Here is a 24,445-nt window from a genome sequence, read left to right on the forward strand (position 1 = left end):
TACGCTATAAACCTTCTCCGACTCTATTGTACAGTATTGGCGTCAAAATTGTTACAGTAACAGGTCAAAAAAAGGCAACCCTATCAAAATCAGGCAAAAGATTTTGTTTTGATAACCAAATCGACAGCAAAAAAGTTCCCGCCCCCATCCTGGTAGCGAAAACTTTCTTTTACAAGTTCATTGAAGATGAATGGCCAGGTCCGCTTCGATCAGGGTCAATGGCAGCAATCGCTGCATTCACCGCCGCCGGTGCTTGACCAAAGCCAGTGGCCATTAAATCAACATGACCCAGATAAGATGAAGCATCCCCAATTGCAAAAAGAGCTGGTTGCTTTGTTTTGATCTGGTCAGTCACAACGATGCCAGCTGAATCCCAATCAAGGTCCACTTGCCAACCAGTATCGGCCTGTCCCTTTGTTAAAAAGCCATACTGAACAAGGAGATTATCCACCACTAACTTCTCTTGCTGACCTTGATCTTTAACATGTTGTAGCGTCAATTCTAGTCGACCATCAGCCGTTTGTTGTGCGCTTTCAACTTTTTTAGGCGTTTTCTTAATCACCTTTGTTTTCTCTAAAGCCAATACAGCCTGTTCCAGGGCCCGAAATTGGTCTCGTCGGTGAATCAGGTAAGTCTTCTTAGCAATCGCGTCTAATTGCTGGGCTAAATCAACCGCTGAATCACCACCGCCGAGGACCGCCACTTCCTGATTTTGATAAAGCGCAAGATTCGGGGCAAAATAAGACAAACCCTTTCCCTCTAGTTCAGCCTCATTTTCAATCTGCAACCGTCGTGGCTCAAAAGCCCCCTTACCAGTTGCCAAAATCACCGATCGACCAGTCACACTCGTTTGCCCGCCATTAATTGCGATGTGCCAGTTTTTACCGGCACGAACAATATCCGTGACCTTGGCCTCGGTCTGAACATCAACCGGAAACTTAGCCAACTGGTTTTTAAGGCGTTTAACCAATTCTCGGCCAGATACCCCTGGCAGTCCCGCGACATCCCAAATTTTTTTATCGGGGTAGAGTGTTTGCACCTGACCGCCAAGATCCGTTAAGGCTTCTAATAAAAGCACCTTGGTATTGCGCAAGCCAGCATAGAAGGCAGCAAAAAGGCCCACCGGACCACCACCAACAACAATAATATCGTACGTTTTTTCCATTTCGAATCGCTTTCTTCGTGTTTTACCTAACAATTTTGCTATAATGAAGTGTACCCAAACTAAAGGAGAATGCGCAATGTCTCGCAAAAAAATGATTTTAGATCTCGACACTGGTATTGATGATGCCTTAGCCTTGGCTTATGCCATCGGCCATGATGACATCGACTTAATTGGGATTATTGCCACCTATGGCAATGCCCTGACCAATGTCACGGCCAAGAATTCACTTGACCTCTTAGACCTCTTAGGCGCCCATGACGTTCCCGTTTTCATTGGTGAGTCACATTCATCGACCACCACTGACTTCACTGTCATGCCAATCTCACAGGCCATTCACGGTCGAAATGGTATCGGCGATGTCGAAGTTGAGGCCTCAACACGTACTGTTGACAGCCAAAACGGTATCGATTTCTTAATTGAAGCCGCTCACCAATACAAGGACGAACTAATTTACCTTCCAACTGGTCCTTTGACGAACTTGGCCAAGGCCCTTGAGAAAGATCCAAGCCTTGCCAAGTTGATTGGCCAAACAACTTTGATGGGGGGGGCTTTAACGGTTCCTGGTAACGTGACGCCCTTTACGGAAGCTAACATTCACCAAGACCCCGAAGCCGCCGACTTTGTTTTTAAAAATCAGGAAAACCTCACCATGGTTGGCCTTGATGTCACTCTACGAACGCTTTTAACCAAGAAGCATACACAAGAGTGGCGTAATCTCGGCACAACTGCCGGTCAGAACTACGCTGACATCATGGACTACTACATTGATGCTTATTATAACTTAGATATCGATAAAAAAGGAGCCGCCCTCCATGATCCACTAGCCGTGGCGGTTGCTGTTGACCCAAGCTATGTAAGCACTTTGGACTTAAACATGCAGGTCACTTACGACCAAGAATCAGGTGACTACGGTCGAACAATTGGCGACAAGACCAAACTTTTGGAACCAACGATTTCAAAGGCTGCCGTTTTAGTTGACCAAGACCGTTTTGTCTCTGATTTTCAGCAGATGATGCTCAAGGTTCTCGCCTGAAAATTCCCACCAAATAAAAAGACTTAACCAGTGACATGCGCATATTACAAGGTCCATTAGTCACTTAGCTAAGTCTTTTTTGATGAAATTTTACCGATCCAGATTCTTGTACATTAGCCCCTCTACTCAATCAGCAAAGTCAGCACCACTTTGATTACTTGTCGGTAGCCAATTCTGCTAGCTTTTGATCAACAAGGGCCAAAACCCGCTCCTTAGCAGTGGCATCCTTAACAAAGTTAAGCTCATCACCATTAATTTGGAGCTTTGGGGAACGGTCGTATTGGTCGAACCAAGCATCATAGCGAGCATTTAGGTCCGCATAGTATTGGTACAAGTCTGGGTCCTGCTCAATCTGCTCGTAAGGACGACCGCGCTTCTTAATTCGAGCTAACATTGTCTCCAACGAAACGCGAACATGGATTAACAAATCCGGCGTTTTCGTCTTGTTTTCCTCTGAAACTTCTTCCAAGACATTATTGACCAAATCCTTATAAATGTCGACTTCGGTCTGCGTTGCTCGACCTAAATCAGCATTGAGCTGGAAAAGTAGGGCATCTTCAAAAATTGACCGATCCATGACCGCATTCTTCTCTTTTTGTCCCTCGTGAATCTGGTCCAACCGGGTGTTCAAAAAGTAAACTTGGAGCAAGAAACTGTATTTCTTGGGGTCCTGGTAAAAGAGTGGCAAAATTGGGTTGTTATCCACACTTTCATAGTAGGCGCGACCACCCAAATGTTTTGCTAAAATCTCTGTCAAACTGGTTTTTCCAGCACCAATTGTCCCGGCTAATACAATCATATGTTCATCATTCTCCTCATTTATCACTTTTTTAAGTATAGCAAAATCTCAACGGCAATTCCGCCTTCGTCGCTAACTTTTAACATAAAAAAGTCGACCAACATTTTGGTCGACTTTTTGTTTTGAAATCGATAGGTATTCGAAAGCTTATGACTGCAAAGTCTGATTTAACTTAAGGGTAACCGTCTTCTTTTCAGTACCACGATAGTAAGTCAACGTTGTCTTGTCGCCGACCTTATGCGTGTAAAGCTGCTCACGCAAATCAGCCTGGTTAGCAACTGTCTTACCATCAATACCAACAATGACGTCATACTTCTTCAAGCCCGCCTTATCTGCTGGCGAACCGCTGTTGACCTTGTAAAGAACCACACCACCATTAACGGTATTTGGAATTTTGAGCGTTGACTGCTGCTCATTAACGGGAACCTGTGACAGATTAATCATCTGAATTCCCAGGGCTGGCCTCGTCACCTTACCATCTTTCACCAACTTATTAACGATGTCGACAACCTGATCCGAAGGGATGGCAAAGCCAATCCCTTCAACCGCCGTACCGTTTGATGATGATGACAACTTCATTGAATTGATTCCAACTACCTGTCCCGCTAAGTTAATTAACGGGCCACCTGAATTACCGGGATTAATAGCGGCATCGGTTTGAATAACCGTGGAGCCACCATAGTTTTGGCCGGAATCATCATCAGCCTGAACCAAACGCTTCGTGGCCGATATAATCCCTTCTGTTACTGAGGAAGCGTACTGTGACCCCAGTGGTGATCCAATTGCCAATACCTGTTGACCAACAGAAATTTGATCTGAGTCCCCAAAGGCGGCAGTTGAAATCGTTGAAGAATCAGTGATTTTCAATACGGCCAAATCAGTTAAAGCGTCCTTCCCAACCAGCTCGGCCGTAACTGTATTATTATCATTGGTAATGACCTGCAACTTATCGGCACCGTCAATCACGTGATTGTTGGTGACGATAAAGGCTGAGCCCTCAGCCTTTTTATAGACAAAACCAGACCCTTCCGTTGATTCATTATAAGTGTTACCACTCTTTTTAAAATTAAGCACCGAGACAACAGAATTGGCCACCTTGTTATAAGCATTGGTCGCCGTATCCTTGGACGTCATCGTTTTTGTTGCTGTCGCTTTGGTCCGAACAGGACTGTGCGTTACTTGATAATTTTGATAAATTTCTTGTCCAGCTAAAACAGCCCCACCACCAATTACACCGGCTAGGGCTCCAGCCAAAATCAAATTCGTTAGGTTCTTTTGCATGGTCGTCTCCAAAATTTGTTAACGCTACTATAACTGATTGAAATTAAGCAGAAATTAAGGTCACGAAAGACTTAATCTTCATCCCACTGCTTTTCAGTCGATAACAAATCGTCCTGCACATAATTAAGGGTCATCTTAAAGGTAGAGCCTTCATTTTCTTTTGATTCGACCCAGATGCGACCATTAAACTTTTCAATCACTTCTTTAGAGATTGCCAATCCCAGTCCAGTACCGCCTTGGGCCCGCGACCGCGACTTATCCACCCGGAAGAAACGGTTAAAGACCTTCTCCTGGTCAGCTACTGGAATACCCAGTCCTTGGTCTTTGATGCTAATCAAAGCTTTATCGCCTGATTTTTCAAGGGACACTGTAATACTGCCACCATCAGGTGAGTACTTAATAGCATTATTCATCAAATTATCGATGACTTGGGTCATCTTATCATAATCAATATCAACCCAGAATTCCTGATCTTTTGGGATGTGACGAACAATCTTAATCTTTCGATCCGAATTTAAATCCTTTGACGGTGACAACAAAATCATTTCAAACCGATCCAAAATAAAATTCAACATGGTATTCAGTTGAACCAATTCCGTCTTAACTTCCATCGTTCCCTGGTCCATTCGCGACAACTCAAGCAAATCGGATACCATTCGCGACATCCGGTCCGTTTCGTTTTGAATCACCGTCAAAAATTCACCAAGAATTTTAGAATCTTCCTTAGCGCCTTCTTGCAAAGACTCGACGTAGGACGCTACTGTGGTCAATGGTGTTCGCAGTTCGTGAGAGACGTTGGAAACAAAGTCACGCCGATCCTGATCAATTTTTTTCTGTTCCGTGATATCGTGCAAAATCAGAACCATGGCATTAATCAAACCAGAGGGATTCTTAATCAAAGACACCCGAACTTCAATAATTCGCTGACCGACATCAACCGTCATGGACCGTTGCTGTTTAATCAAATCCCGAATACTTTGGTATTCAGGGAGGTCCAATAGGTCAAAGACCTGCTGTCCCAGTGCCGCTTGTTCGCTGACACCAAGCAACTTGGTTGCTGCCTGGTTAATAATCGTTAGCTGTCCTTTAGCATTCGTCAGCAAAACCCCATCAGCCATATGATGGAGGACGGAATGGAGGCGGTTACGTTCATTACTAATGATTTCAGTTGATTCTGCAATCCGGTTTGACAACGTATTGACCGAGTGGGCCAACTGCGAAATTTCATCCGAACCAGAAATTGTGTTGACCATCGAATAATCACCAGCCGCAATCCGCGCTGTTTGTTTATTGATGATTTCAATTGGCCGCGTCAACGTCCGAGACAGAATAAAGGCCAAATAAACCGAAGCCACCAGCGTTAGCAGACCAGCCAACAAGAACAAAAGCAAAATTTGACGAGCATTGGCGTAAACCTTAGCGAGGCTAGCATAAACCACCACCACACCAACAGGTTTTTCTCCCGATTTGCTAGGAGCATTCGTCCCATTCGCATAAAGCTGCCGGGTCACCACCGCCTGTTGGCCGCTTCCTTGATCGCGGTCTTGTGTCCGGATCTTAAGGTAAGAATTACCGCCATCCAGAGCAATCTCGCTATTAGAATCAATAGTTTTTGGTAATAGCGACTTCTTTGTCGACTGACTGGAAACAACTTTGCCGGACTTATCATAAACCAAGACGTTTTCGACAAGGTTGGAATCGAAATCCTTCACGGCTGTATCCATTTTTTCCCGGCTCTCCTTACCAGAACCCGCATCCAAACCCTCGACAATTTTTTTCGTAACATAGGTTGGCATTGTCAGCTCTGCCTCACTGGCAATGAGGTCATGCTGCTCAATTTGATGAACGAAAAAAACGCCGAATGATTCTAAAATGACAATTAAAAAAAGGACAAAGACAAAGGTTATCCGGAATCGAATCGATTGTAAGAGTTTAACAATGACTTTCATAATCCCTGACAGCGAATGCCTGTCCTTTCATAATTTTTTATTTATTTTGGTTCTTACCAGATGAGAGGTAATAACCAACACCACGTCTTGTTCCTAACCAAACTGGATGTGATGGTACATCTTCAATCTTTTCACGTAAACGACGAACGGTCACATCAACTGCACGAACATCGCCAAAGTAGTCATAACCCCATACCTGACGAAGTAAGTTTTCACGGTTCATGACTTGACCAATATGTTGTGCCATATATGAGAGTAACTCAAATTCACGATGGGTCAATTCGAGGTCAACACCATCCTTTGTGACCATATAAGTCTTTGTATGGATAATTAAGTTGCCAAGCTGAATGTCTTCTTGGTTAACTGCTGGATCATCTGACTGGCTCGTTGTGTGACGGTTACGTAAGTTTGCCTTTACGCGGGCAACCAATTCACGATTCGAGAACGGCTTAGTGATATAATCATCTGCACCCATTTCCAAACCAATCACCTTGTCAATTTCAGAATCCTTAGCCGTTACCATAATGACAGGTGTCTTGTCTTTGGCCCGAATTTGACGCAAAACTTCAATTCCCTCGACTTCAGGAAGCATTTGGTCTAACAATACCAAATCAGGGTTTTCTGACTTGTACAATTCCAATGCCTCGGCCCCGTCACTGGCCGTTACGACCTCGTAACCCTCTTTTACCAGGTTGAACTTGATGATATCCGAAATTGGCTTTTCATCATCAACCACTAAAATTTTATACATAAGCGTCTCCAATTAAAACATTTTTCATTCGCTATTGTAACATAAAAAATTGGCCTTTCAGTGAATTTACGAATAATCTTCACAAAAAAAAGACCTCTTTTGACACTTCAGCCAAAAAATAGTCCTTTATCAGAATCCTTTATCGAACTTAAGACGCCTTAGTCTTCTTGAGAACTACGACGGCGGAAGCGGTGTTTAAACATCGGGCTAATTGCTTCGTTCAACGAAACACGACGAATCGCTTCACCAATCAATTCCCCAACAGAAACAATTTCCAGCTTGTCAAACTTCTTTGAATCTGGCAAGTTAATCGAATCAGTCACAATAACTTTAGTGAAAACAGAATTTTGCAAACGTTCCAAAGCTGGTCCTGAGAAGACGGCATGTGATGCGGCCACGTAAACTTCCTTAGCACCATGTTCCAAAACAAGCTGAGCACCCTGCGTAATCGTTCCGGCTGTATCGATCATGTCATCGACCATGATGGCTGTTTTACCAGCAACATCACCAACGATTGAGCCAACCTCTGCTACGTTTGGCTTCGGACGACGCTTGTCAATCACTGCCACAGGTGCCTCTAAACCAAGCATGTTGTTCAAATTACGGGCACGGGTCATCCCACCGTGATCGGGTGAAACAACAACAGCGTTTTCTTTGTCGGCAATACCGGTTTCAATCAAGTAATCGGCCAAAAGCGGAGCACCTTGCAAGTGATCCATCGGTAGATCAAAGAACCCTTGAATTTGAGCAGCGTGCAAGTCTAAAGCCATCACGCGAGTAGCTCCTGCTCGTTCAATCATATTCGCAACCAACTTAGCTGTAATTGGTTCACGTGAGCGCGCCTTGCGGTCCTGACGAGCATAACCGTAATAAGGCAAAACTACGTTGATTTGATCAGCTGATGCCCGCTTCAAGGCATCAATCATAATCAACAATTCCATCAGGTTATCGTTAACCGGTTGGGATGTTGATTGAATCACAAAGACATCTGCGCCACGGACAGATTCTTCAATGTTAATTTGCACCTCACCATCAGCAAAGCGCTTCACCGAAATGTCACTTAATGGCACACCGACTTCAGCAGCGATTTTTTCTGCTAAGGGGTGGTTCGATGAGAGAGAAAAGAGTTTTAGGTTTGACTTAGTCATTTTTGCTACTCCAGATTAAAGAACAACGATTTCTTATATATTATAACAATAAAATCAAGGTAACTGGGCAAAAAAAGCGACCGATTTTATCATCGCCGCTTGTCATCTTACGTTACTAATCTGTTGCTACTAATTATTTGGCTAAAATAAAGCGTTCGATAGCCTTGGCAACACCATCATGGTTGTTATCCGTTGTCTCCTGGTTGGCAATCGCCTTAATTGAAGGTACCGCATTTCCCATGGCAACGCCAATACCCGCAGCTTCAATCATTGTGTGATCGTTTTCCTGGTCACCAATTGCCATTGTTTCTGATTGATCGATGCCCAACTCCTTTGCCAATGCTAACAATGCCTGGCCCTTAGAAGCCGCCGTATTCATAAATTCCAAATTATTCGGGGTTGAACGAACAACATTGGCCTCTTGCTTCAACTCTGCCGGGACCTTTGCTTGAATCTGATCCATAAAGCCTTCGTCGCCAATAGCAATTGCCTTGACAAAAGAAGTTTCCTCCAGCTCTGAAACTTCATCTTTGATAGTTAGTGGCAGGCTGACCACGAAGTTTTCCTGGCTTGCAAAGACATTTACATTCGTCATCACCGTATAGGCGTCTGAGTCTGATTCAACCTGAATATAGGTGTTATGATCTTCTGCAAATTGTTGCGCCTTCAAAAAAGTAGTCCATGGCAAAGCAGCTCGATGAAGGGTCTTTTGTCCGTCTGTTGTTTGGACCAAGCCACCATTGTGCGTAATCACATAATGATCTTCACCCAAGAGATCTAATTCATTCAAAATCTTTTTAACGCCTGTTTCTGGTCGCCCAGTGGTAATGACCACATGAACCCCCTGTGCCGTCGCTTTTTGGATAGCACTTTTTACCGCCGGTGTAATCTCACGATTATCATTATAAAGCGTGCCGTCAATATCAATTGAAACAAGTTTAATTGTTTGCATAAAATTAGCCCCTTTTCAAGATTATGTCAATTATAGCAAAGTTTAGTTAGATTTTGCCGTCAAATGAGTATAAAAAAAGAACCGCCGAGGCGATTCTTTCAAGTGTTAATAGCTTACTTCAAAGCAGACCATTGCCACTTAGTGAATTCTTCGATATCGCGACCTTCTTCACGGGTCACCTTCAAGTGCTTTGCCAAGATGTCATCCATCTTAGTGATGAATGTATCAGCAGCAGCTTGGTCAACCGCACCACGGTCTGCAAGGACAGCAACAGCTTCCTTAGCTTGGTGGAAACGATCAAGGTGTGAGTAAACGCGCATATCGTAAGTAGTTGTGATGTCACCATCTTCACGGTATCCGTGAACAAAGACGTCACCGCGGAACTTACGCTCGAAGAAGAATGATTCAACCAAGTCTTCGTATCCGTGGAATCCGAAGATAACTGGTGTATCAGCTTGGAAGAACTTGTTAAATTCGTCATCTGATAATTCACGTTCGTCGTTTCCGGCTGATTCTGACTTCTTCTGCAAACGAAGCAATTCAACAACGTTAACATAGCGGAACTTAACTTCAGGGAATTCCTGGTTAACCAACCACAATGCGGCCAAAGTTTCAATTGTTGGTTCTGTACCAGCAGAAGCAAATGTGATATCCACATCAGCTGATGGTGCAGTAGATGCCCAATCGATAACCTTCAAACCTTCAGTAGCCAACACTTCAGCTTCAGCAGCTGAGAACCACTGTTGACGTGGTTGCTTTGAGATAACCATGTGGTTAACCTTTGAGTGTTCGCTGAAGGCGCGTTCCATCACTGCCAAAGTTGAGTTACCATCGGCTGGCAAGTATTGGCGGATGAAGTCTGACTTCTTTTCGGCCAAGTGAGTCAACATACCAGGATCCTGGTGAGTGTAACCGTTGTGGTCCTGCTGGAAAGCAGTTGAAGTAGAAATCAAGTTCAATGATGGGTAGTCATTACGCCATGCTTGTTCTGATGCGTGACGCAACCACTTGAAGTGCTGAGTAATCATTGAGTCGACAACGCGCAAGAATGATTCGTATGAAGCGAAGATTCCAACACGACCAGTCAAAGTATAACCTTCAAGCCAACCTTCAGCTTGGTGCTCTGACAATTGAGCATCCAAGATACGGCCTTCTGGTGCTTCGTATTGGTCGTTAGGGTTCTTAACTTCTTCCATCCATTGACGGTTAGTAGTATCAAACAATGACCACAAACGGTTTGACATTGTTTCATCAGGACCAAAGACACGGAATGACTTAGGGTTCATTTGCATTACCTTTTCAAGGTAGTTTGACAAAGTGAACATGTCCATGTTGCGGTTACCATCTGGCAAGATCGTTCCACGGTTGTCAGCGTTGATGTCGTTTACGTAATCGCGCCAGTCTGGCAAGTCAAGATCCTTAAGATCTTCACCGCGCTTACGACCACCGTTAGCGATTGGGTTAGCTGACATCCGCTTGTCACCCTTAGGAGCAATAGCCTTCAATTCATCCTTCAATGAACCATCAGCGTTAAACAATTCTTCAGGCTTATATGAATTCATCCATTCTTCGAATTGTGGCAATGTGTCCAACTTTCCTTGTGCCAAAGGCAATGGAACTTGGTGGGCACGGAATGAGTTTTCGATTGGCATTCCAGCTTGGTCATGGGTAGGTCCACCCCAACCCTTTGGCAAGCGAGCAATGATCACTGGCCATGCAGGAATTGTACCATCTTCATACTTACCATTTTCACGGGCATCCTTTTGGATAGCTTGGATGTCTTCAATAGCAGTATCAAAGATATCAGCAGCCTTTTCGTGGTAAGCCATGTAGTCATGGATGTCTGCGTTTTCAATGAAACGGGCTGAGTAACCAAGACCTGCAAAGAAGTTCTTGATTTCTTCATCTGACATACGTGAGAAGACAGTTGGGTTTGAAATCTTAAATCCGTTCAAATCCAAGATTGGCAAAACAGCACCATCATTCTTAGCATTCAAGAACTTGATTGAATGCCATGAAGTCATTGATGGGCCAGTTTCAGCTTCACCATCACCAACAACGGCAAAAGCGATTTGGTCAGGGTTGTCCAAAACGGCACCGAATGCGTGTGACAATGAGTAACCCAATTCTCCACCTTCATGCAATGAACCTGGAGTTTGGGCAGTCATGTGTGAACCAATTCCACCTGGGAATGAGAAGCGCTTGAACAAAGTTGACATACCCTTCAAGTCTTGAGTAACTTCTGGGTAATCAGCAGTATATTCACCATCAAGGTAAGCGTTCGTAACCATCACTTGGCCACCGTGACCAGGGCCACCGATGTAGAACATGTTCAAGTCATACTTGTTGATCAAACGGTTAGCATGAGCATACAAGAATGTTTGACCTGAGATAGTTCCCCAGTGTCCGATTGGCTTAACCTTAACATCTTCAGCTTGAATAGGCGTCTTAGTTACTGAGAACAATGGGTTTGACTTCAAAAAAATCATCCCAGCTGACAAATAGTTGGTTGCACGCCACCACTTATCAACAAGTTCCAAGTACTCTTTTGAGTTGTAATCAACCATGTAAATAGTACTCCTTTTTCTTTCAACGAAGCCCGCTTCTGCAAACTCCGGCTATATATTTACAAGTCCTATTATATCGAGAGTGTTCCATTCGTTCAAGAAAAAAAGGGCTTTGGGTCTAACTTTTTCGTTTTTGGTTGCATTTCTTTATTAATTGGACCGGTCCAATCAATCTTTTATTAAACACATTCCATAGAATTGTTTGCTAACTCAATTGGGCTTATTCCGACCCAAGTGAAACGAAAGCATTATAACGCAGGTATTTGTAGTGTAGGCGCATATTAGAATATTCCAATGGTGTCCCATCATCCATGAAAAAAATCCCTTCCATAATCCCGACCGGCTCAGTCGCCTTAAGCTTTAACAGCTTCTGCTCTTCAACATTCGACGGCTCGGTCATGATCGTCATAAACGACCTCGTCACTGTTTTTGACTTCCGTTTTTCAACATATTCATAAATAGATTTAGTCACCGTTTCCCGATTAAGTCCTGGCAATAAAGAAATCGGCACGTAGCCATATTCAATCATGAATGGCACACCATCTAACTTACGCAGACGCTTAATTTCGTAAACAAAATCGCCATCGTTTAAAAATAATGCTGATTGCTGCTCTGGCGTGGCCTGAATCACCCGGAAGTCCAGGAGTTCAATGCTGGGTGCTTGACCATTAATTCGAAAAGAATCTGAAACACCCAGGTTGGATCCCTCATGTTGAAAGATTGCCTGATTTTTCAGGTATAAAGGGTTGACAAATGTCCCTGATCCCCGCTTCTTAAAGATAATCCCCTGCTGGACCAATACGTTGAGGGCCCGTTTAATTGAAGAACGCGAAACCTGGTAATCAGCCGCTAATGTTCGCTCATCAGGTAACTTAAGGTCTTTATAATGACCCTGATAAATTTTTTGTTTAATATCGGCTTGCACCATTACATAAATTGCTTCTGACATAATGTCTATTGTAGCATAATTGGTCCGACCACTTTTCAAAATTGGTTCCAACTGTTTTTTTCTGCTTTTTGCTTATGCTAAAATAGAACCATGGCAAAGAAGAAAAAAGATAAAAAAACATTACCCGAACAGGTCCTCGACAAGCATAGCGTCGCCTATGAGCCACTCGAGCTAAACGCTTTGGACTTAACTGAAGCAGAAATTACGGCTAAGATGGATGAATTAGGCATTCAACAATCAGACATTTTTAAAACGCTAGCTGTCAAGGGTGACAAAACTGGTCCCTTGATAGCCGTTGTCCCCCTCACCAAGCGCTTAGATATGAAAAAATTGGCCGCCGTTTCCGGTAACAAAAAGACTCACATGTTGCCACTCAAGGAATTAGTGGCGACCACCGGCTACGTCCACGGTGCCAACAATCCCGTTGGTATTTGGCAGAACCACGGTTTTCCCATCTATTTCGCCAAAGAGGCAGAAGCAGCCGACTACTTCCTGGTTTCAGCCGGCGAACTCGGTCGGTCCGATAAATTAAATCCCCAAGAATTGGCGACAATGATTGGCGCCCCCTTTGTTGATTTAACCGAAACGGAAGCATAAAACAAGCGTTTAAAACTAAGCAAAAGGCAGCACATCGATTTTGAATGTGCTGCCTTTTGCTTTGATTTTGGTTGTTTACCAACCCTGTGACATATCAGGAATTGGGCCAAAGCCCGATTGTTCCTGGCGATAAGTGCCGGCCATGTTCGAGAATTTGAAAGTTGGCTTGTTAAACATCAACTCCGCCTTTCCCCTGGCTCCAGCACGGTTCTTTTCCACAAGAACTTCAATCGGAACAACTGTTTCTTCCTCAACCTGGTTACCACCTTCATCGCCATCCTCACCCGCTCGGTTGGGATGGTAATCATCACGGTACAAAAAGGCCACGATGTCAGCATCCTGCTCGATCGAACCGGACTCACGCAAATCAGAGAGAATTGGTCGTTGGTCCTGACGCTGTTCAACGCCACGCGAAAGCTGAGCCAAGGCAATAATCGGCGTGTGCAATTCTTTTGCCAGTTTCTTGATAGAACGAGAAACTTCAGAAACGGCTTGCTGACGGCTTTCACTATTGGCAGATTCAATCAATCCTAGGTAGTCAATCATGACCAGACCCAATGGGTGGGGATTTTCATCCCGCTCTTCTTCTGGCAGCCGCCCAACAACTTCACGTTCTAGTTTTCGCAGCTTAGCCGAGATTTGAGCCATGCGAATTCCTGGCGTGTCATCCATATAAATCTGCATGTTTGCCAATGATTGAACGGCTAACGTCAATGCTGCCCAATCCTCATCTTGCATATTACCAGTGGTCAATTTATTAGAATTAATCCCACCTTCAGCAGCAACTAAACGAGTTACCAAGTCAACAGCCCCCATCTCCAAAGAAAAAATCACAACGGGTTTCTTTTCGGTTTTGGCTGCATTCTTAGCAATATTTAAGACAAAAGCCGTCTTTCCAACGGCCGGACGGGCACCAATGACAATCATTTGGTCTTCACGGAAGCCATGCGTTAACTCATCTAATTGGTCATAACCCGAAGCAATCCCGATAACTTTGCTATCGTTTTCACTGGCGGCCTGCAAATTTTCTTGAAACTCATTCAAAACGTCTTTAATTCGACGTAAATCATCATCGCCCTGGTTTTGAGCCAGGCGGTCAAGCTGACGGCCGAGCTCCTCGAGCAATTCACTCGATGGCTCAGACCCATCATAGGCTAACGTCATGGACTCGGTTAACGTTTGAATCAAACGGCGCAAAATCGCTTTTTCATGGACGATTTGCGCATAAAATTTTAAGTTTGAAGCAGAGGCCGACGACTGTGAAATTTCAACTAAATAGTCGATACCACCTACATTTTCTAGCTGGCCCATGGCATTCAGTTTATCTTGCAGGGTTAGGATATCAACAGGTCGTTCCTCTTCAACCAACAGCTGCATCGCCTTAAAAATTTCTTGATGCTTCTGTCGATAAAAATCGCTTGGGTCAAGGATGGCTTCCGCTGCGACAATCGCTGCCTCGGATTGAACATCAAAGAAAATAGCACCCAAAACGGCACGTTCAGCTGCTTCATCATTGGGTGCCTGTCGGTACTCATTGCCCATTACTGAAACATCAGCCATTTTAACCCTCGCTAACGTGTACGCGGAGATCTGCCATCACGTCGCGGTGCAATTTAACAGGAACTGTGGTGAAGCCCATTGCGTGAATTGGTTGATTCAAAAGCAACTTACGCTTATCGATTTTTACCTTGTACTGGTCAGACAAAGCGGCCACGATTTGCTTTGTTGAAACAGCTCCAAAAAGGCGGCCATCGGTACCAGCCTTCCCCTTAATTTCGATAACTGTTTTTTCGTTTTCTAGCTTTTCCTTCAACTGCTTAGCCTCGGACAATTCCTCGGCCGCCAACTTTTCTTCGGCCTTCTGTCGACCCTTGACTGCCCCGAGGTTTTTCCCAGTTGCTGGTTCTGCTTTTTTATTCTTGATTAAGAAGTTATTGGCGTAGCCATCAGGAACTTCCTTCACTTCGCCCTTCTTACCACGCCCCTTGACGTCTTCCAAAAATACAACTTTCATCTTTGCCTCCTTTTGGGCTTGTTCATCACGAGCCAAATGCTTTGTTTTATCTTACTGATTTTATGACAACATTGTCAAAAACTTTATTCGGCTTCTTCCGCTTCTTGACTAGTAATGGCCTGTAAGAGTTGATCGGCCGCCTCGTCTGTCGTCACGTCAGACATTTGCGTAGCGGCATTAGACAAATGGCCACCACCGCCAAGGTCTTCCATAATTGTTTGTACATTAAAGTCGCCATTTGACCGGGCGGAAATTCCCACTCGGCCATCATCACGCTTTGTGAGTACAAAGGAAGCCTTGACCCCTTCAACCTGCAGCAATTCATCAGCAGCCTGAGCCGCGATAACACTTTGATAGACGGTATCGTTATCACCAACAGCAATCGCTGAATGATTTTTAATCTCAGCTAAGTGAATCAATTCGGCACGTGCCTTAAAGTCCGAAAACTTTTCCTTCAAGAAGGACTGGAGTAACTCGTTATCGGCGCCATTAGCCCGCAAATAAGAAGCCGCATCAAAGGTTCTTGACCCCGTCCGCAAAACAAAGTTTTTCGTATCGACTTGAATGCCACCGAGCATGGCAGTGGCTTCCAGCCCGGTAATTGATGCACCCTTTTGGTTCTGGTACTGTAGCAATTCCGTGACTAATTCTGACGTTGATGAAGCATAAGGTTCGATATACGTCAGCATTGGCTTGTCCGGTAGGCCATTTTCCGCCAAACGGTGGTGATCAATAACCACAACTCGGTCCTTCAAATCCTTCAATAAATCAGGTGCCCCATCCAATGCTTCCTTGGCATGGTCAACCAAAATCAGCAATGACTTCTCCGTTGCTAAATCGAGCGCTTCTTTTTCGCTAATAATCGATGCACCGAGATCAACACCCGGATTCCCTTCGCCCATTTGGTCTGCTCGAACAGTCGCCAAGAGAGATTGGATATCTGAAAAAATTTCACCCTCATTAACAACAACAAAGGCTTTCTTGTCTCGTGTTTGGCTGAAACGCCACAGGCCCATTGCCGAACCAACGGAATCCATATCTGGCCTTTGGTGACCAACCACAAAAATTTGATCAGACTGATCCATCAATTCAGCAATGGTTTGTGAAATCACCCGAGCACGGACACGTGTTCGCTTTTCCATCGGATTCGTTGTGCCACCATAGAAGCGGGCCGGCAGATCTTCGGCCTTCACAACTACTTGGTCACCACCACGACCCAATGCCAAATCCAGGTTCGTTTGTGCTAACTGAACCAAAGAGTTGATATCCTGTTCACCGTAGGCAATTCCCATTGAAAGCGTTAATGGTGAATTTTGCTGAGCCGTTGCTTCACGGATCATCTTGACGACCGAGAATTTTTCGTCTTCTGCCTGCGCCAAGTCACGTTGGTATCCCATCAATAAATAGGTCACCGGCGACAAACGGCGAACGTATAAATGGTACTTTTTAGCCCAGTCCGTCAACTGTCCCGTCACATAGGTTCGCAACTTCGACGTTTCAGAATCAGGCATTCCTTCTGTCACTTCTTCATAGTTATCGACCGAAACCAGCCCAGTTACCAAGCGGTGATCTGTCAAATCACGATTTAAAGCCTCATTTTCACTCACATCCAAGAGGTAAATGACACCTAACTGCTCCTGGTAGGCAATGTCAAAAGAACGTTCCAACCAGGAAAAACGGTTAACCTTATCGTTTTCATAATTTTTCACAGCAAAGGCCAGGTCACCATCTGCTTCAGACAAACTTTCCCCAATTAAATCTTGATCCATCAATAGGTTTTGGAGGTAGGGGTTCACCCAGACAATCCGCTCCCCCTTACCCAAAAGGATGATACCCATCGGCATTTCTAAGATGGCCTCTTGCTGACCTAGTTTAACTCGGTAAGTCAGCTCCTCTAGGTAGGACTCATTTGATTGGCTAGCTAGAATTAACCCATTGAGCATGATGGTAAAAAAGGTCACCAAGCACACAAACCAAACCAATCCTAAGATCCAATTGGTCAATAGCGCCAGAATCAAAGAAACAAAGGCCACGATAAACATGCCAATGGTTCCTGTCATAAAGTTTTTATTTTGTTGATAGCGGGATAACGCCCGCAGCTTCGAAAATGTTTTCATGAAGGCCTCAACTATTCTTTGCTTACATACTTACCTAACATTTTACCATACGAACAAAAGACTGTTGAAAAGGAAGCTACCAAGCTACCCAAAAGAAAAAAGCCAGACCAACTCTGACATATACCGCAAAAGTGTTAATCCTTTTTGAGCATACGACCAGCAAGGTTCTGACTTTTAGAACAAAAAAACCAAGACAATTGTCTTGGTTTCCCTGCACATTAGTCTTCAGTGACGAATGGCAACAAGGCCATGATCCGAGCGCGCTTGATAGCGGCCGTAACCTTGCGTTGGTTCTTTGCTGAAGTTCCAGTCACACGACGTGGCAAAATCTTACCACGTTCTGAGATGAAACGTTCCAACAATTCTGTATCCTTGTAATCCACGTATTCGATGTGGTTGGCTGCAATAAAGTCAACCTTACGACGACGACGTGGTCCACCTTGTGGACGACGGCGTTGTGGACGTGCGTTTTGTTCAGGCATAATCTGTCTCCTTTCAAATGAGATGTAAAATTAAAATGGCAGGTCATCATCAGAAATATCAATTTCTGAATTATTATTGGCAGCAAAAGGGTTTGCCCCTTGCTGGTTACCACTTTGTTGGTTGTTATTTTGATTTGCGGATGCAAATGGATCAGCGTTACCAAAGTCCTGGCTGTTGCCAGAGAAGTCTTGCGCTTGACCAGACCCGTTTTGGGCCCGACGGCGTTCACTTTCAGCCTTTGATTCAAGTAATGAGAAGTTGTCAACGACAACTTCTGTTACATAAACACGTTGTCCGGCGTTATTTTCATAATTACGCGTTTGCAACCGACCTTCGATTGCCACCAAAGCCCCTTTGCCAGTAAAGTTGGCAAAGTTTTCGGCCGACTTTCGCCAGATAACGGCGTTAATAAAATCAGCTTCACGGTCTCCATTAGCATTAGTGAAGTTCCGATTCACAGCAAGTGAAAAGGAGCCCACCGCTACACCGGATTGGGTATAGCGCAATTCCACGTCACGGGTTAACCGTCCAATTAAAACAACTCGATTAATCATCTTTTAGGTCCTTTCCCGGTGGAATTGCGTCTTAGTCTGCGTCGCGCTTAACGATCATTTGACGCAAGATGTCAGATGAGATCTTAGCCAAACGGTCAAATTCAGTTGCTGCTTCGTCTGATTCAGCGTTGAAGTTGATGACGTGGTAAGTACCTTCACGGTAACCAGCGATTTCGTAAGCGAAACGACGGTTAGACCAGTCAGCTGACTTGATAACTTCCGCACCGTTGTCAGCCAAGATCTTGTCAAAGCGTTCAACGAGCGCCTTTTTTGCATCTGCTTCCATGTCAGGGCGAATAATGTATGTTAATTCGTATGCTGTAGCCATGTATTTTTCCTCCTTTTGGTCTCTGGCAGCCAAGTGGCTGCAAGGAGTGCGTGCATTCTTTGCACTCACATCCATTTACTATACTAAATCAAACGCTCTTTTGCAAGTACACATCTTCTTCCACCGTTAACTAATTAGACGAAAGGAGTCGGCCATTTCTGACCGACTCCTAATTGTTTTCAATTTAATTCATTATTTGGCCACTTCATCTTGGGAAGCCTGACGTAATCCAATACCGGTCAGTGCTGAAAGTAGTGAAAAGACTGGCGAGAAGAGGGCTAAGAAAGTAAAGGGCACGAAGGACAGAACTGGCACATGCAGCGTCTGGCTCGCAAAGGCCCCAGCAACGCCCCACGGAACCAGATAATTTGCAATCGCCCCCGAATCTTCCATTGCCCGTGACAAGGCCAAGGGTGACAAACCAAAGCGCTTGTAATCTTCCTTAAAAATTTGTCCAGGCAACATTACTGAAAGATATTGTTCACCTACTAAGAAGTTCGTAGCAATCCCTGTCAACAAGGTGGCAAAGACGATTGACTTCTGACTCTTAAGGTACGAAACAATGGGGTTCATCACTGCCCGCAAAATACCAAGGTTTGATAGGAGGCCGCCCAGAGCCAAGGCCAGCATGATTAGCATGATAGTTTCCATCATTGCCGTCATTCCACCACGGTCCAACAAGGCCACCAAAGTTGCATTTGTTGACGGTGTTTTATAACCGTTGACAACCAAGTTTGCCCAGGTTTTCAAAGAATGCCCAGACAACAGGTAATAAACCGTATTAACCACAACGTTCAGCAATAGTGATGGAATGGCCGGAATTTTAGCCAAGGCCGAAATTAAAATCAAGGCAATCGGCACAATTGTCCACCAGGTTGGCTGGATCAACTGCGTGACCGCTGCCGTCTTGACACTAACCCCACCTGTATGGTGGGCGGAAAAACCAAAGACGAATGCTAAAATCAGCGTCACAGCCATTGCCGGCAGAGTTGTCCACATCAGGTTTTTCAAGTGGGCAAAAAGATCAGTACCAGAAACGGCCGCCGCCAAGTTAGTCGAATCAGCTAACGGTGAGCTCTTATCACCGAAGATAGCGCCCGAAATAATCATCCCAGCTACTAAGGCCGGGTTAAAGCCTAGGGTTGTTCCAACCCCCATCAAAGCTACCCCAACTGTTGACATCGTTGTAAAGGCAGAACCAATCATTGTTCCGACTAAGGCGGATGTTAACAGGGCAGTTGGCAAGAACCAGGCTGGGTTAATCAGCTTAAAGCCCAACCAAATCATGGTTGGAATCACGCCCGTCCCTAACCAAAGGGCAATCATTGAGCCAATGAGTAAGAATAAGAACAAGGGCGCAATCCCGGCTTCAATCCCCTTAATCAGGGCCGCCTGTGCGTCTTGAAAAGTGACACCCGCTAAGCGCATGACTAAGATAATCCAAGCAATGGCCACCAACAAGGGTGCAATTGGTGCAAGGCCCAGGCCAATAATACCGCCGGCCAAAATAAAAATGACACCAGCCAGAAGGGCAACTGCCAATTTACGATTTACTTCACGTTGCATAAAAAACTATTCCTTCTTTTTTCGGGCCACAACCAATAGGCCCACATTTGCCACAATCATGGCGATAAAAACGGAGAAGAACAGCGGGTTAAACCAGCCGTGGTCCAACATAATCCCTCCGTACAGAGGCCCAACCATCCGTCCAAGTGAAATCATAATGCTGACAAAACCTTGCGCTTGACCAGAAACTTCCTTCGGCGTTAACTGGGCCACCCAGGCTGGTACCTGTGGTGAAGCTAACATCTCACCCAAAGTCAGTAGTTCAAAAACTAAAACAATTTGCCAGAATTGGTTCACAAAGAGCATTAAAATAAATGATGAGGCAAAGACAAAGCCACCCGTAATCACCGAGAGACGATATGGATGCTTATTGGCCCAAGTTGAAATTATCTTTTGAAAAAGGATAATTGTCAAGCCATTTAAAACCCAGAGGTCTGCATAATGACGGGTTGAAATGCCAATCGAGCGCAGATGTGGGGCCATAACGGTCTCCCACAACATATAAGAAAGATAAATGACAAAGAGGAAAGCTGCCAAAAACCAGAGTAATGGTGACATCTCAAACTTGGCGGGCTCCTTAACCGATTCCTGCTCGTGTGTCATGATTGAATCGGCATGACCGGCAGAATTGATTGTTTCAACTGAATCATCATCCAAAACCGGCGCAATGTCTGTATTAACATTAAAAATGCCAATCGCAATTCCAGTCAAAATTAAAAAGAGTGTTGCAGCCAAGAGCATCAACCACTGGAATCCATAATCAAAAAGATAGCCGACAGCTAAGGTTCCAATCACCACCCCAACATTGAGCACGATGTACATATTATTAAATATAATTCGTGTATTCTTGCTGGTTACAGTCGTTGCATAAGCGTTCAGCAATGTGTTAACCGAACCAATCCCAAAAGAGGCCGTCATCATCAAAAAGGCAAAGACCGGCCAACCATTATAGAAAAATAGTGTGACCAGTGAGAAAAAGGCAATTAAACTTGCCCCAATCAGCGTTGGGTAAGGTCGCCAGCGGTCAAAAAGCTTACCGGCAATGTAGGCGCCCAAAATATTCATCAGGGACGAGAACAAAATAACAACACCCGACATCGTCAAGTCCTGTCCCAAAGAAACGGTCATGTGGAGGGTTGTGACGGGCCAAATCATGGCATTACCAGTGTTGGCGAACAAGTTAGCCGTTAAGAGCCAGCGTTCTGATAATTTTTTGCTTTGAATGACTTGCATATTCCCTCCTTATTATTACGTTAGTATAACATGAATGTCCTTTTATGCTTGTTTATTTACCTTTTTTCACCAACAAAATGTAAGTGCTTACTTTTTGTTTAGAAAAATAAATGTAAGTGCTTACTTCTTTTTGGCTCTAAGGGTGAGAGTTTTTTCAATTTTGACCTTTTTGTGATTTTTTTGCTCATTTCCGTTATAATAATAACGAACGCAAAATAGATAAAGGGGACTCTTATGGTTGCAGAACTTAATACTTTAGTAACTTTCTTCGGCGCAACTGGCGATTTGGCCAAGCGCTTGCTTTACCCATCAGTCTTTAACTTATATAAAAAGGGCTACTTGGCAGAACATTTCGCGGTTGTTGGAACCGCTCGTCAGGATTTGACGGATGCTCAGTACCAAGACATGGTGAAGGAATCCGTTTCAGCTGGTCAAGACGAAAAGCAGGTCGCTGATTTTATCGCCCACTTTTCTTACCGCGCCTCTGACGTGACCGATCCCGCTGGCTACGTTGGCCTTAAAAAGGAAATCGAAAATGCCTCTGAAAAGTTCGATATAGCCGGCAACCGGATCTTCTACATGTCGGTTGCTCCTCGCTTCTTTGGCACAATTGCCAAGTTCTTGAAGTCAGAAGGTCTCTTGGCCGACAAGGGCTACAACCGGATTATGATTGAAAAGCCATTCGGGACTTCTTATACAACCGCTGAGAAGCTCCAAAGTGAATTAACAGAAGCCTTCAGCGAAGACCAGGTTTACCGCATCGACCACTTCCTGGGTAAGGAAATGGTCTTGAACATCGCACCATTGCGCTTTGGTAACCCGCTCATTAGCAATGCTTGGAACAAGGATTACATCAAAAACGTCCAAGTTACTTTGGCCGAAACATTGGGTGTCGAAGAACGAGCTGGTTACTACGACACTGCTGGCGCTCTTTTGGACATGATTCAAAACCACACGATGCAAATCATCGGTTGGTTGGCCATGGAAGAACCAAAGGACTTCTCTGACGTTGCCATCCGTGACGCCAAGAACGCCGCCTTCTCTGCCCTTGAAATTTATGACGAAGCTGGTGTGAACCGTTACTTCGTTCGTGGACAATATGGTGCCGGGAAGACTGCTGGTCATATCGCCTACAACCAAGAGCCAGACGTCCCAGCTGATTCAAAAACAAACACTTATATCGCAGGTGAATTGCACTTCGACACTCCTCGTTGGCAAGGTGTGCCATTCTATGTCCGTTCAGGAAAGCGCATGACCAAGAAAACGACTCGGATTGACGTTGTCTTCAAGGCTGGTGCTTTCTCATTTGGCTCCGCCCAAGAACCACAAGAAACTGTGCTTTCAATCGTGGTTTCACCAGACGAACAAATTACTTGGTCATTGAACGCCAAGGAAGTTTCCGACAACTTCAACACTCAAATGATCCAGTTGAACTGGGCACCGACAGCTGAACAAAAAGCTGTTACGCCAGCACCATACGAGCGGATGCTCCACGATGCCATGGACGGCAACGGATCAAACTTTGCAGACTGGCATGGTGTTGCCACTGCTTGGAAGTTTACTGACGCCATTTCAGCTGTCTACGCTGCCGACAAAGCACCGCTTGAAATTTATGAATCGGATACTATGGGTCCACAAGCTGCCGATGACCTTTTGGCCAAGAACGGCGACGCCTGGGTTTTCCAAGGTAAATAAGTTTTTTCAGACTAAGAAAGTCCACTCATCAGTGGACTTTTTTTGTACAAAAAAAGGCAGCGCTACTGCCTTTGAATCAGTTAGTCATCAATACCAAAAATAATTGATACTATTGTACCCGAAAGGCTGGATCTGCCAACGCCTCTGTTTCGCGTTGAAATTCAGCCAAAAAGTTTTCCATAAAAGCAGACCGTCGTTGACCCTCAGCTTGTCCAGCCGGCGTATTGAGTTGGTCGGCTAATTTCAATAACTTTTCATAAAAGTGATTAACAGAAGTTGTTTGATGGTGGCGGTACTGGTCCTTATTTTTTAGTGCGACCGGTTTAATCTCCGGATCATACAGAGGGTGACCCTTTTGCCCACCATAGGCAAAGGTCCGAGCAATCCCGATGGCTCCCAACGCTTCCAAACGATCAGCATCCTGCACATACTGCCCTAATAAGGGAAGGTCATAATGCTTTTGCAGGTTGGCGGAATAAGACAGATGGGTAATCGTTTCAGCAACCAACGCCTGGCCAATCGGTGCAATCCCAGACTGGCGAAGTAAGGTTTCAACTAAAATTGTCTGGGCAGCAACGTCAGCGACCACCTTATCATCAATCGTATCGTGAAGCAGGGCCCCGGCCTCTAGGACTGCCTGGTCTTGTTCACTGACCTGACCATGGTCATCTTCATAAAGGGCAACTGCTAACCGAGCCACTTGCTTAGCGTGCAAAAAATCATGCCCCGAGGTGTCGTTTTTCAATGTTGCTCTTGCAAAGTTTCGAATCGCTGTTAAGTCAATCACCACTAGCTATCCCTCCTATTCAAAAACGTTCCTTCGTTCGAATATTTAACCGGAGTAAGAACTCCTCAAATGTCCAACCGTAGAGATAGCAAAAAGACAGTAAGAGGGTCAAATCAGGACTGATTTTTCCCGCCTCATACTTAGAAACTGCACTCTGACAAATATTCAAGGCATCTGCCACCTGAACCTGTGTCAAATGGGCTTCCTTGTGCCCAACTTTGAGTGCATGCGCAATCTTCTTTTGGAGCCGATAGCGAAAAGAAAGGTCTCGTAAAAACTTTTTCAAATCATTTAACGGTCCCCAGCTGAAATTTGTGACCATATTACGTCCTCCAATCAATGAAGAGCGTAATCAAAAAAATCCCTATACTAAATTCTTGTCTCTATTGTAACCAAAAATGCGTCAATTTGCACCAAAGCTTTGCACGACCAGCGAGCCACCCTATCTCAAATCAAAAAGCCCCGAGTACTGATTTT

At 44.7% G+C, this 24,445-nt stretch carries 22 protein-coding genes; 3 read left to right on the forward strand and 19 right to left on the reverse strand.

What is annotated here, in order from left to right; genetic code table 11:
• Window positions 1–169: 169 nt before the first annotated feature.
• Window positions 170–1,165 (reverse strand): NAD(P)/FAD-dependent oxidoreductase, encoded by a 996-nt coding sequence (locus M3M36_RS03370; protein ID WP_252773233.1) that lies wholly within the window; start codon window positions 1,163–1,165, stop codon window positions 170–172.
• A gap of 76 nt (window positions 1,166–1,241) precedes the next feature.
• On the opposite strand from M3M36_RS03370, the gene M3M36_RS03375 reads away from it, so the two are divergent.
• The gene (locus M3M36_RS03375) at window positions 1,242–2,198 is read left to right on the forward strand and encodes a nucleoside hydrolase (RefSeq protein ID WP_252773234.1); all 957 of its coding nucleotides are present in this window, start codon (window positions 1,242–1,244) and stop codon (window positions 2,196–2,198) included.
• Between the two features lie 154 nt (window positions 2,199–2,352).
• On the opposite strand, the gene M3M36_RS03380 is transcribed toward M3M36_RS03375, so the two are convergent.
• The 8 genes from M3M36_RS03380 to M3M36_RS03415 form a co-directional block, all read right to left on the reverse strand.
• Window positions 2,353–2,997 (reverse strand): deoxynucleoside kinase, encoded by a 645-nt coding sequence (locus M3M36_RS03380; protein WP_252773235.1) that lies wholly within the window; start codon window positions 2,995–2,997, stop codon window positions 2,353–2,355.
• 147 nt (window positions 2,998–3,144) lie between these two features.
• Entirely contained in the window at window positions 3,145–4,278 is a 1,134-nt protein-coding gene (locus M3M36_RS03385; protein ID WP_252773236.1) for a S1C family serine protease, read from the reverse strand.
• 71 nt (window positions 4,279–4,349) lie between these two features.
• Window positions 4,350–6,227: an ATP-binding protein gene (locus M3M36_RS03390; protein ID WP_252773237.1), complete on the reverse strand. Its 1,878-nt coding sequence runs from the start codon at window positions 6,225–6,227 to the stop codon at window positions 4,350–4,352.
• 37 nt (window positions 6,228–6,264) lie between these two features.
• Window positions 6,265–6,978, reverse strand: coding sequence for a response regulator YycF (gene yycF / locus M3M36_RS03395; protein WP_252773238.1), 714 nt, complete (start codon window positions 6,976–6,978; stop codon window positions 6,265–6,267).
• Window positions 6,979–7,136: 158 nt separating this feature from the next.
• On the reverse strand, window positions 7,137–8,126 hold the full coding sequence (locus tag M3M36_RS03400) for a ribose-phosphate diphosphokinase (protein WP_059394109.1): 990 nt from the start codon (window positions 8,124–8,126) through the stop codon (window positions 7,137–7,139).
• A 133-nt stretch (window positions 8,127–8,259) separates the two neighbouring features.
• Window positions 8,260–9,078, reverse strand: a complete 819-nt coding sequence (locus tag M3M36_RS03405) for a Cof-type HAD-IIB family hydrolase (protein ID WP_252773239.1) — start codon at window positions 9,076–9,078, stop codon at window positions 8,260–8,262.
• 113 nt (window positions 9,079–9,191) lie between these two features.
• The gene (locus M3M36_RS03410) at window positions 9,192–11,645 is read right to left on the reverse strand and encodes a phosphoketolase family protein (protein ID WP_252773240.1); all 2,454 of its coding nucleotides are present in this window, start codon (window positions 11,643–11,645) and stop codon (window positions 9,192–9,194) included.
• 220 nt (window positions 11,646–11,865) lie between these two features.
• On the reverse strand, window positions 11,866–12,594 hold the full coding sequence (locus M3M36_RS03415; RefSeq protein ID WP_252773241.1) for a GntR family transcriptional regulator: 729 nt from the start codon (window positions 12,592–12,594) through the stop codon (window positions 11,866–11,868).
• A gap of 90 nt (window positions 12,595–12,684) precedes the next feature.
• Between M3M36_RS03415 and M3M36_RS03420 the strand changes: the two genes are divergently transcribed.
• A complete protein-coding gene (locus M3M36_RS03420; protein WP_252773242.1) occupies window positions 12,685–13,191 on the forward strand; it encodes a YbaK/EbsC family protein in 507 nt (168 codons plus the stop codon).
• A gap of 75 nt (window positions 13,192–13,266) precedes the next feature.
• On the opposite strand, the gene dnaB is transcribed toward M3M36_RS03420, so the two are convergent.
• The 8 genes from dnaB to M3M36_RS03460 form a co-directional block, all read right to left on the reverse strand.
• On the reverse strand, window positions 13,267–14,751 hold the full coding sequence (gene dnaB, locus M3M36_RS03425; RefSeq protein WP_252773243.1) for a replicative DNA helicase: 1,485 nt from the start codon (window positions 14,749–14,751) through the stop codon (window positions 13,267–13,269).
• 1 nt (window position 14,752) lies between these two features.
• The gene (rplI, locus tag M3M36_RS03430; RefSeq protein WP_252773244.1) at window positions 14,753–15,205 is read right to left on the reverse strand and encodes a 50S ribosomal protein L9; all 453 of its coding nucleotides are present in this window, start codon (window positions 15,203–15,205) and stop codon (window positions 14,753–14,755) included.
• An 83-nt stretch (window positions 15,206–15,288) separates the two neighbouring features.
• Complete coding sequence (locus tag M3M36_RS03435; protein WP_252773245.1) at window positions 15,289–17,322, reverse strand: DHH family phosphoesterase; 2,034 nt, start codon at window positions 17,320–17,322, stop codon at window positions 15,289–15,291.
• Between the two features lie 218 nt (window positions 17,323–17,540).
• The gene (rpsR, locus tag M3M36_RS03440) at window positions 17,541–17,804 is read right to left on the reverse strand and encodes a 30S ribosomal protein S18 (protein WP_047974917.1); all 264 of its coding nucleotides are present in this window, start codon (window positions 17,802–17,804) and stop codon (window positions 17,541–17,543) included.
• Window positions 17,805–17,834: 30 nt separating this feature from the next.
• Window positions 17,835–18,359: a single-stranded DNA-binding protein gene (gene ssb / locus M3M36_RS03445; RefSeq protein WP_252773246.1), complete on the reverse strand. Its 525-nt coding sequence runs from the start codon at window positions 18,357–18,359 to the stop codon at window positions 17,835–17,837.
• Between the two features lie 31 nt (window positions 18,360–18,390).
• Window positions 18,391–18,687, reverse strand: coding sequence for a 30S ribosomal protein S6 (gene rpsF, locus M3M36_RS03450; protein ID WP_252773247.1), 297 nt, complete (start codon window positions 18,685–18,687; stop codon window positions 18,391–18,393).
• A gap of 192 nt (window positions 18,688–18,879) precedes the next feature.
• Window positions 18,880–20,253, reverse strand: a complete 1,374-nt coding sequence (locus tag M3M36_RS03455) for a Na+/H+ antiporter NhaC family protein (protein ID WP_252773248.1) — start codon at window positions 20,251–20,253, stop codon at window positions 18,880–18,882.
• A gap of 6 nt (window positions 20,254–20,259) precedes the next feature.
• Window positions 20,260–21,486 carry an MFS transporter gene (locus M3M36_RS03460; protein WP_252773249.1) on the reverse strand — a complete coding sequence of 409 codons (1,227 nt, stop codon included), beginning with the start codon at window positions 21,484–21,486 and terminating at the stop codon, window positions 20,260–20,262.
• Between the two features lie 234 nt (window positions 21,487–21,720).
• Between M3M36_RS03460 and zwf the strand changes: the two genes are divergently transcribed.
• The gene (gene zwf, locus M3M36_RS03465) at window positions 21,721–23,181 is read left to right on the forward strand and encodes a glucose-6-phosphate dehydrogenase (RefSeq protein ID WP_252773250.1); all 1,461 of its coding nucleotides are present in this window, start codon (window positions 21,721–21,723) and stop codon (window positions 23,179–23,181) included.
• 109 nt (window positions 23,182–23,290) lie between these two features.
• Here zwf and M3M36_RS03470 read toward each other — a convergent pair whose 3' ends face one another.
• Both M3M36_RS03470 and M3M36_RS03475 read right to left on the reverse strand, forming a co-directional pair.
• Window positions 23,291–23,971, reverse strand: a complete 681-nt coding sequence (locus M3M36_RS03470) for an HD domain-containing protein (protein ID WP_252773251.1) — start codon at window positions 23,969–23,971, stop codon at window positions 23,291–23,293.
• 16 nt (window positions 23,972–23,987) lie between these two features.
• On the reverse strand, window positions 23,988–24,290 hold the full coding sequence (locus M3M36_RS03475) for a helix-turn-helix transcriptional regulator (RefSeq protein ID WP_252773252.1): 303 nt from the start codon (window positions 24,288–24,290) through the stop codon (window positions 23,988–23,990).
• Window positions 24,291–24,445: the final 155 nt, after the last annotated feature.

Source organism: Fructobacillus americanaquae (genome assembly GCF_024029775.1).
GTDB lineage: Bacteria > Bacillota > Bacilli > Lactobacillales > Lactobacillaceae > Fructobacillus > Fructobacillus americanaquae.

Bases quoted from the DNA above. Each gene is read 5' to 3' on its own strand.
- M3M36_RS03460 (WP_252773249.1), bottom strand. From the start codon at position 21,486: ATGCAAGTCATTCAAAGCAAAAAATTATCAGAACGCTGGCTCTTAACG.
- M3M36_RS03455 (WP_252773248.1), bottom strand. From the start codon at position 20,253: ATGCAACGTGAAGTAAATCGTAAATTGGCAGTTGCCCTTCTGGCTGGT.
- M3M36_RS03385 (WP_252773236.1), bottom strand. From the start codon at position 4,278: ATGCAAAAGAACCTAACGAATTTGATTTTGGCTGGAGCCCTAGCCGGT.
- zwf (WP_252773250.1), top strand. From the start codon at position 21,721: ATGGTTGCAGAACTTAATACTTTAGTAACTTTCTTCGGCGCAACTGGC.
- ssb (WP_252773246.1), bottom strand. From the start codon at position 18,359: ATGATTAATCGAGTTGTTTTAATTGGACGGTTAACCCGTGACGTGGAA.
- M3M36_RS03475 (WP_252773252.1), bottom strand. From the start codon at position 24,290: ATGGTCACAAATTTCAGCTGGGGACCGTTAAATGATTTGAAAAAGTTT.
- yycF (WP_252773238.1), bottom strand. From the start codon at position 6,978: ATGTATAAAATTTTAGTGGTTGATGATGAAAAGCCAATTTCGGATATC.
- M3M36_RS03400 (WP_059394109.1), bottom strand. From the start codon at position 8,126: ATGACTAAGTCAAACCTAAAACTCTTTTCTCTCTCATCGAACCACCCC.
- M3M36_RS03405 (WP_252773239.1), bottom strand. From the start codon at position 9,078: ATGCAAACAATTAAACTTGTTTCAATTGATATTGACGGCACGCTTTAT.
- M3M36_RS03380 (WP_252773235.1), bottom strand. From the start codon at position 2,997: ATGATTGTATTAGCCGGGACAATTGGTGCTGGAAAAACCAGTTTGACA.
- rplI (WP_252773244.1), bottom strand. From the start codon at position 15,205: ATGAAAGTTGTATTTTTGGAAGACGTCAAGGGGCGTGGTAAGAAGGGC.
- M3M36_RS03410 (WP_252773240.1), bottom strand. From the start codon at position 11,645: ATGGTTGATTACAACTCAAAAGAGTACTTGGAACTTGTTGATAAGTGG.
- M3M36_RS03375 (WP_252773234.1), top strand. From the start codon at position 1,242: ATGTCTCGCAAAAAAATGATTTTAGATCTCGACACTGGTATTGATGAT.
- M3M36_RS03390 (WP_252773237.1), bottom strand. From the start codon at position 6,227: ATGAAAGTCATTGTTAAACTCTTACAATCGATTCGATTCCGGATAACC.
- M3M36_RS03435 (WP_252773245.1), bottom strand. From the start codon at position 17,322: ATGAAAACATTTTCGAAGCTGCGGGCGTTATCCCGCTATCAACAAAAT.
- M3M36_RS03415 (WP_252773241.1), bottom strand. From the start codon at position 12,594: ATGTCAGAAGCAATTTATGTAATGGTGCAAGCCGATATTAAACAAAAA.
- rpsR (WP_047974917.1), bottom strand. From the start codon at position 17,804: ATGCCTGAACAAAACGCACGTCCACAACGCCGTCGTCCACAAGGTGGA.
- M3M36_RS03420 (WP_252773242.1), top strand. From the start codon at position 12,685: ATGGCAAAGAAGAAAAAAGATAAAAAAACATTACCCGAACAGGTCCTC.
- dnaB (WP_252773243.1), bottom strand. From the start codon at position 14,751: ATGGCTGATGTTTCAGTAATGGGCAATGAGTACCGACAGGCACCCAAT.
- M3M36_RS03370 (WP_252773233.1), bottom strand. From the start codon at position 1,165: ATGGAAAAAACGTACGATATTATTGTTGTTGGTGGTGGTCCGGTGGGC.
- rpsF (WP_252773247.1), bottom strand. From the start codon at position 18,687: ATGGCTACAGCATACGAATTAACATACATTATTCGCCCTGACATGGAA.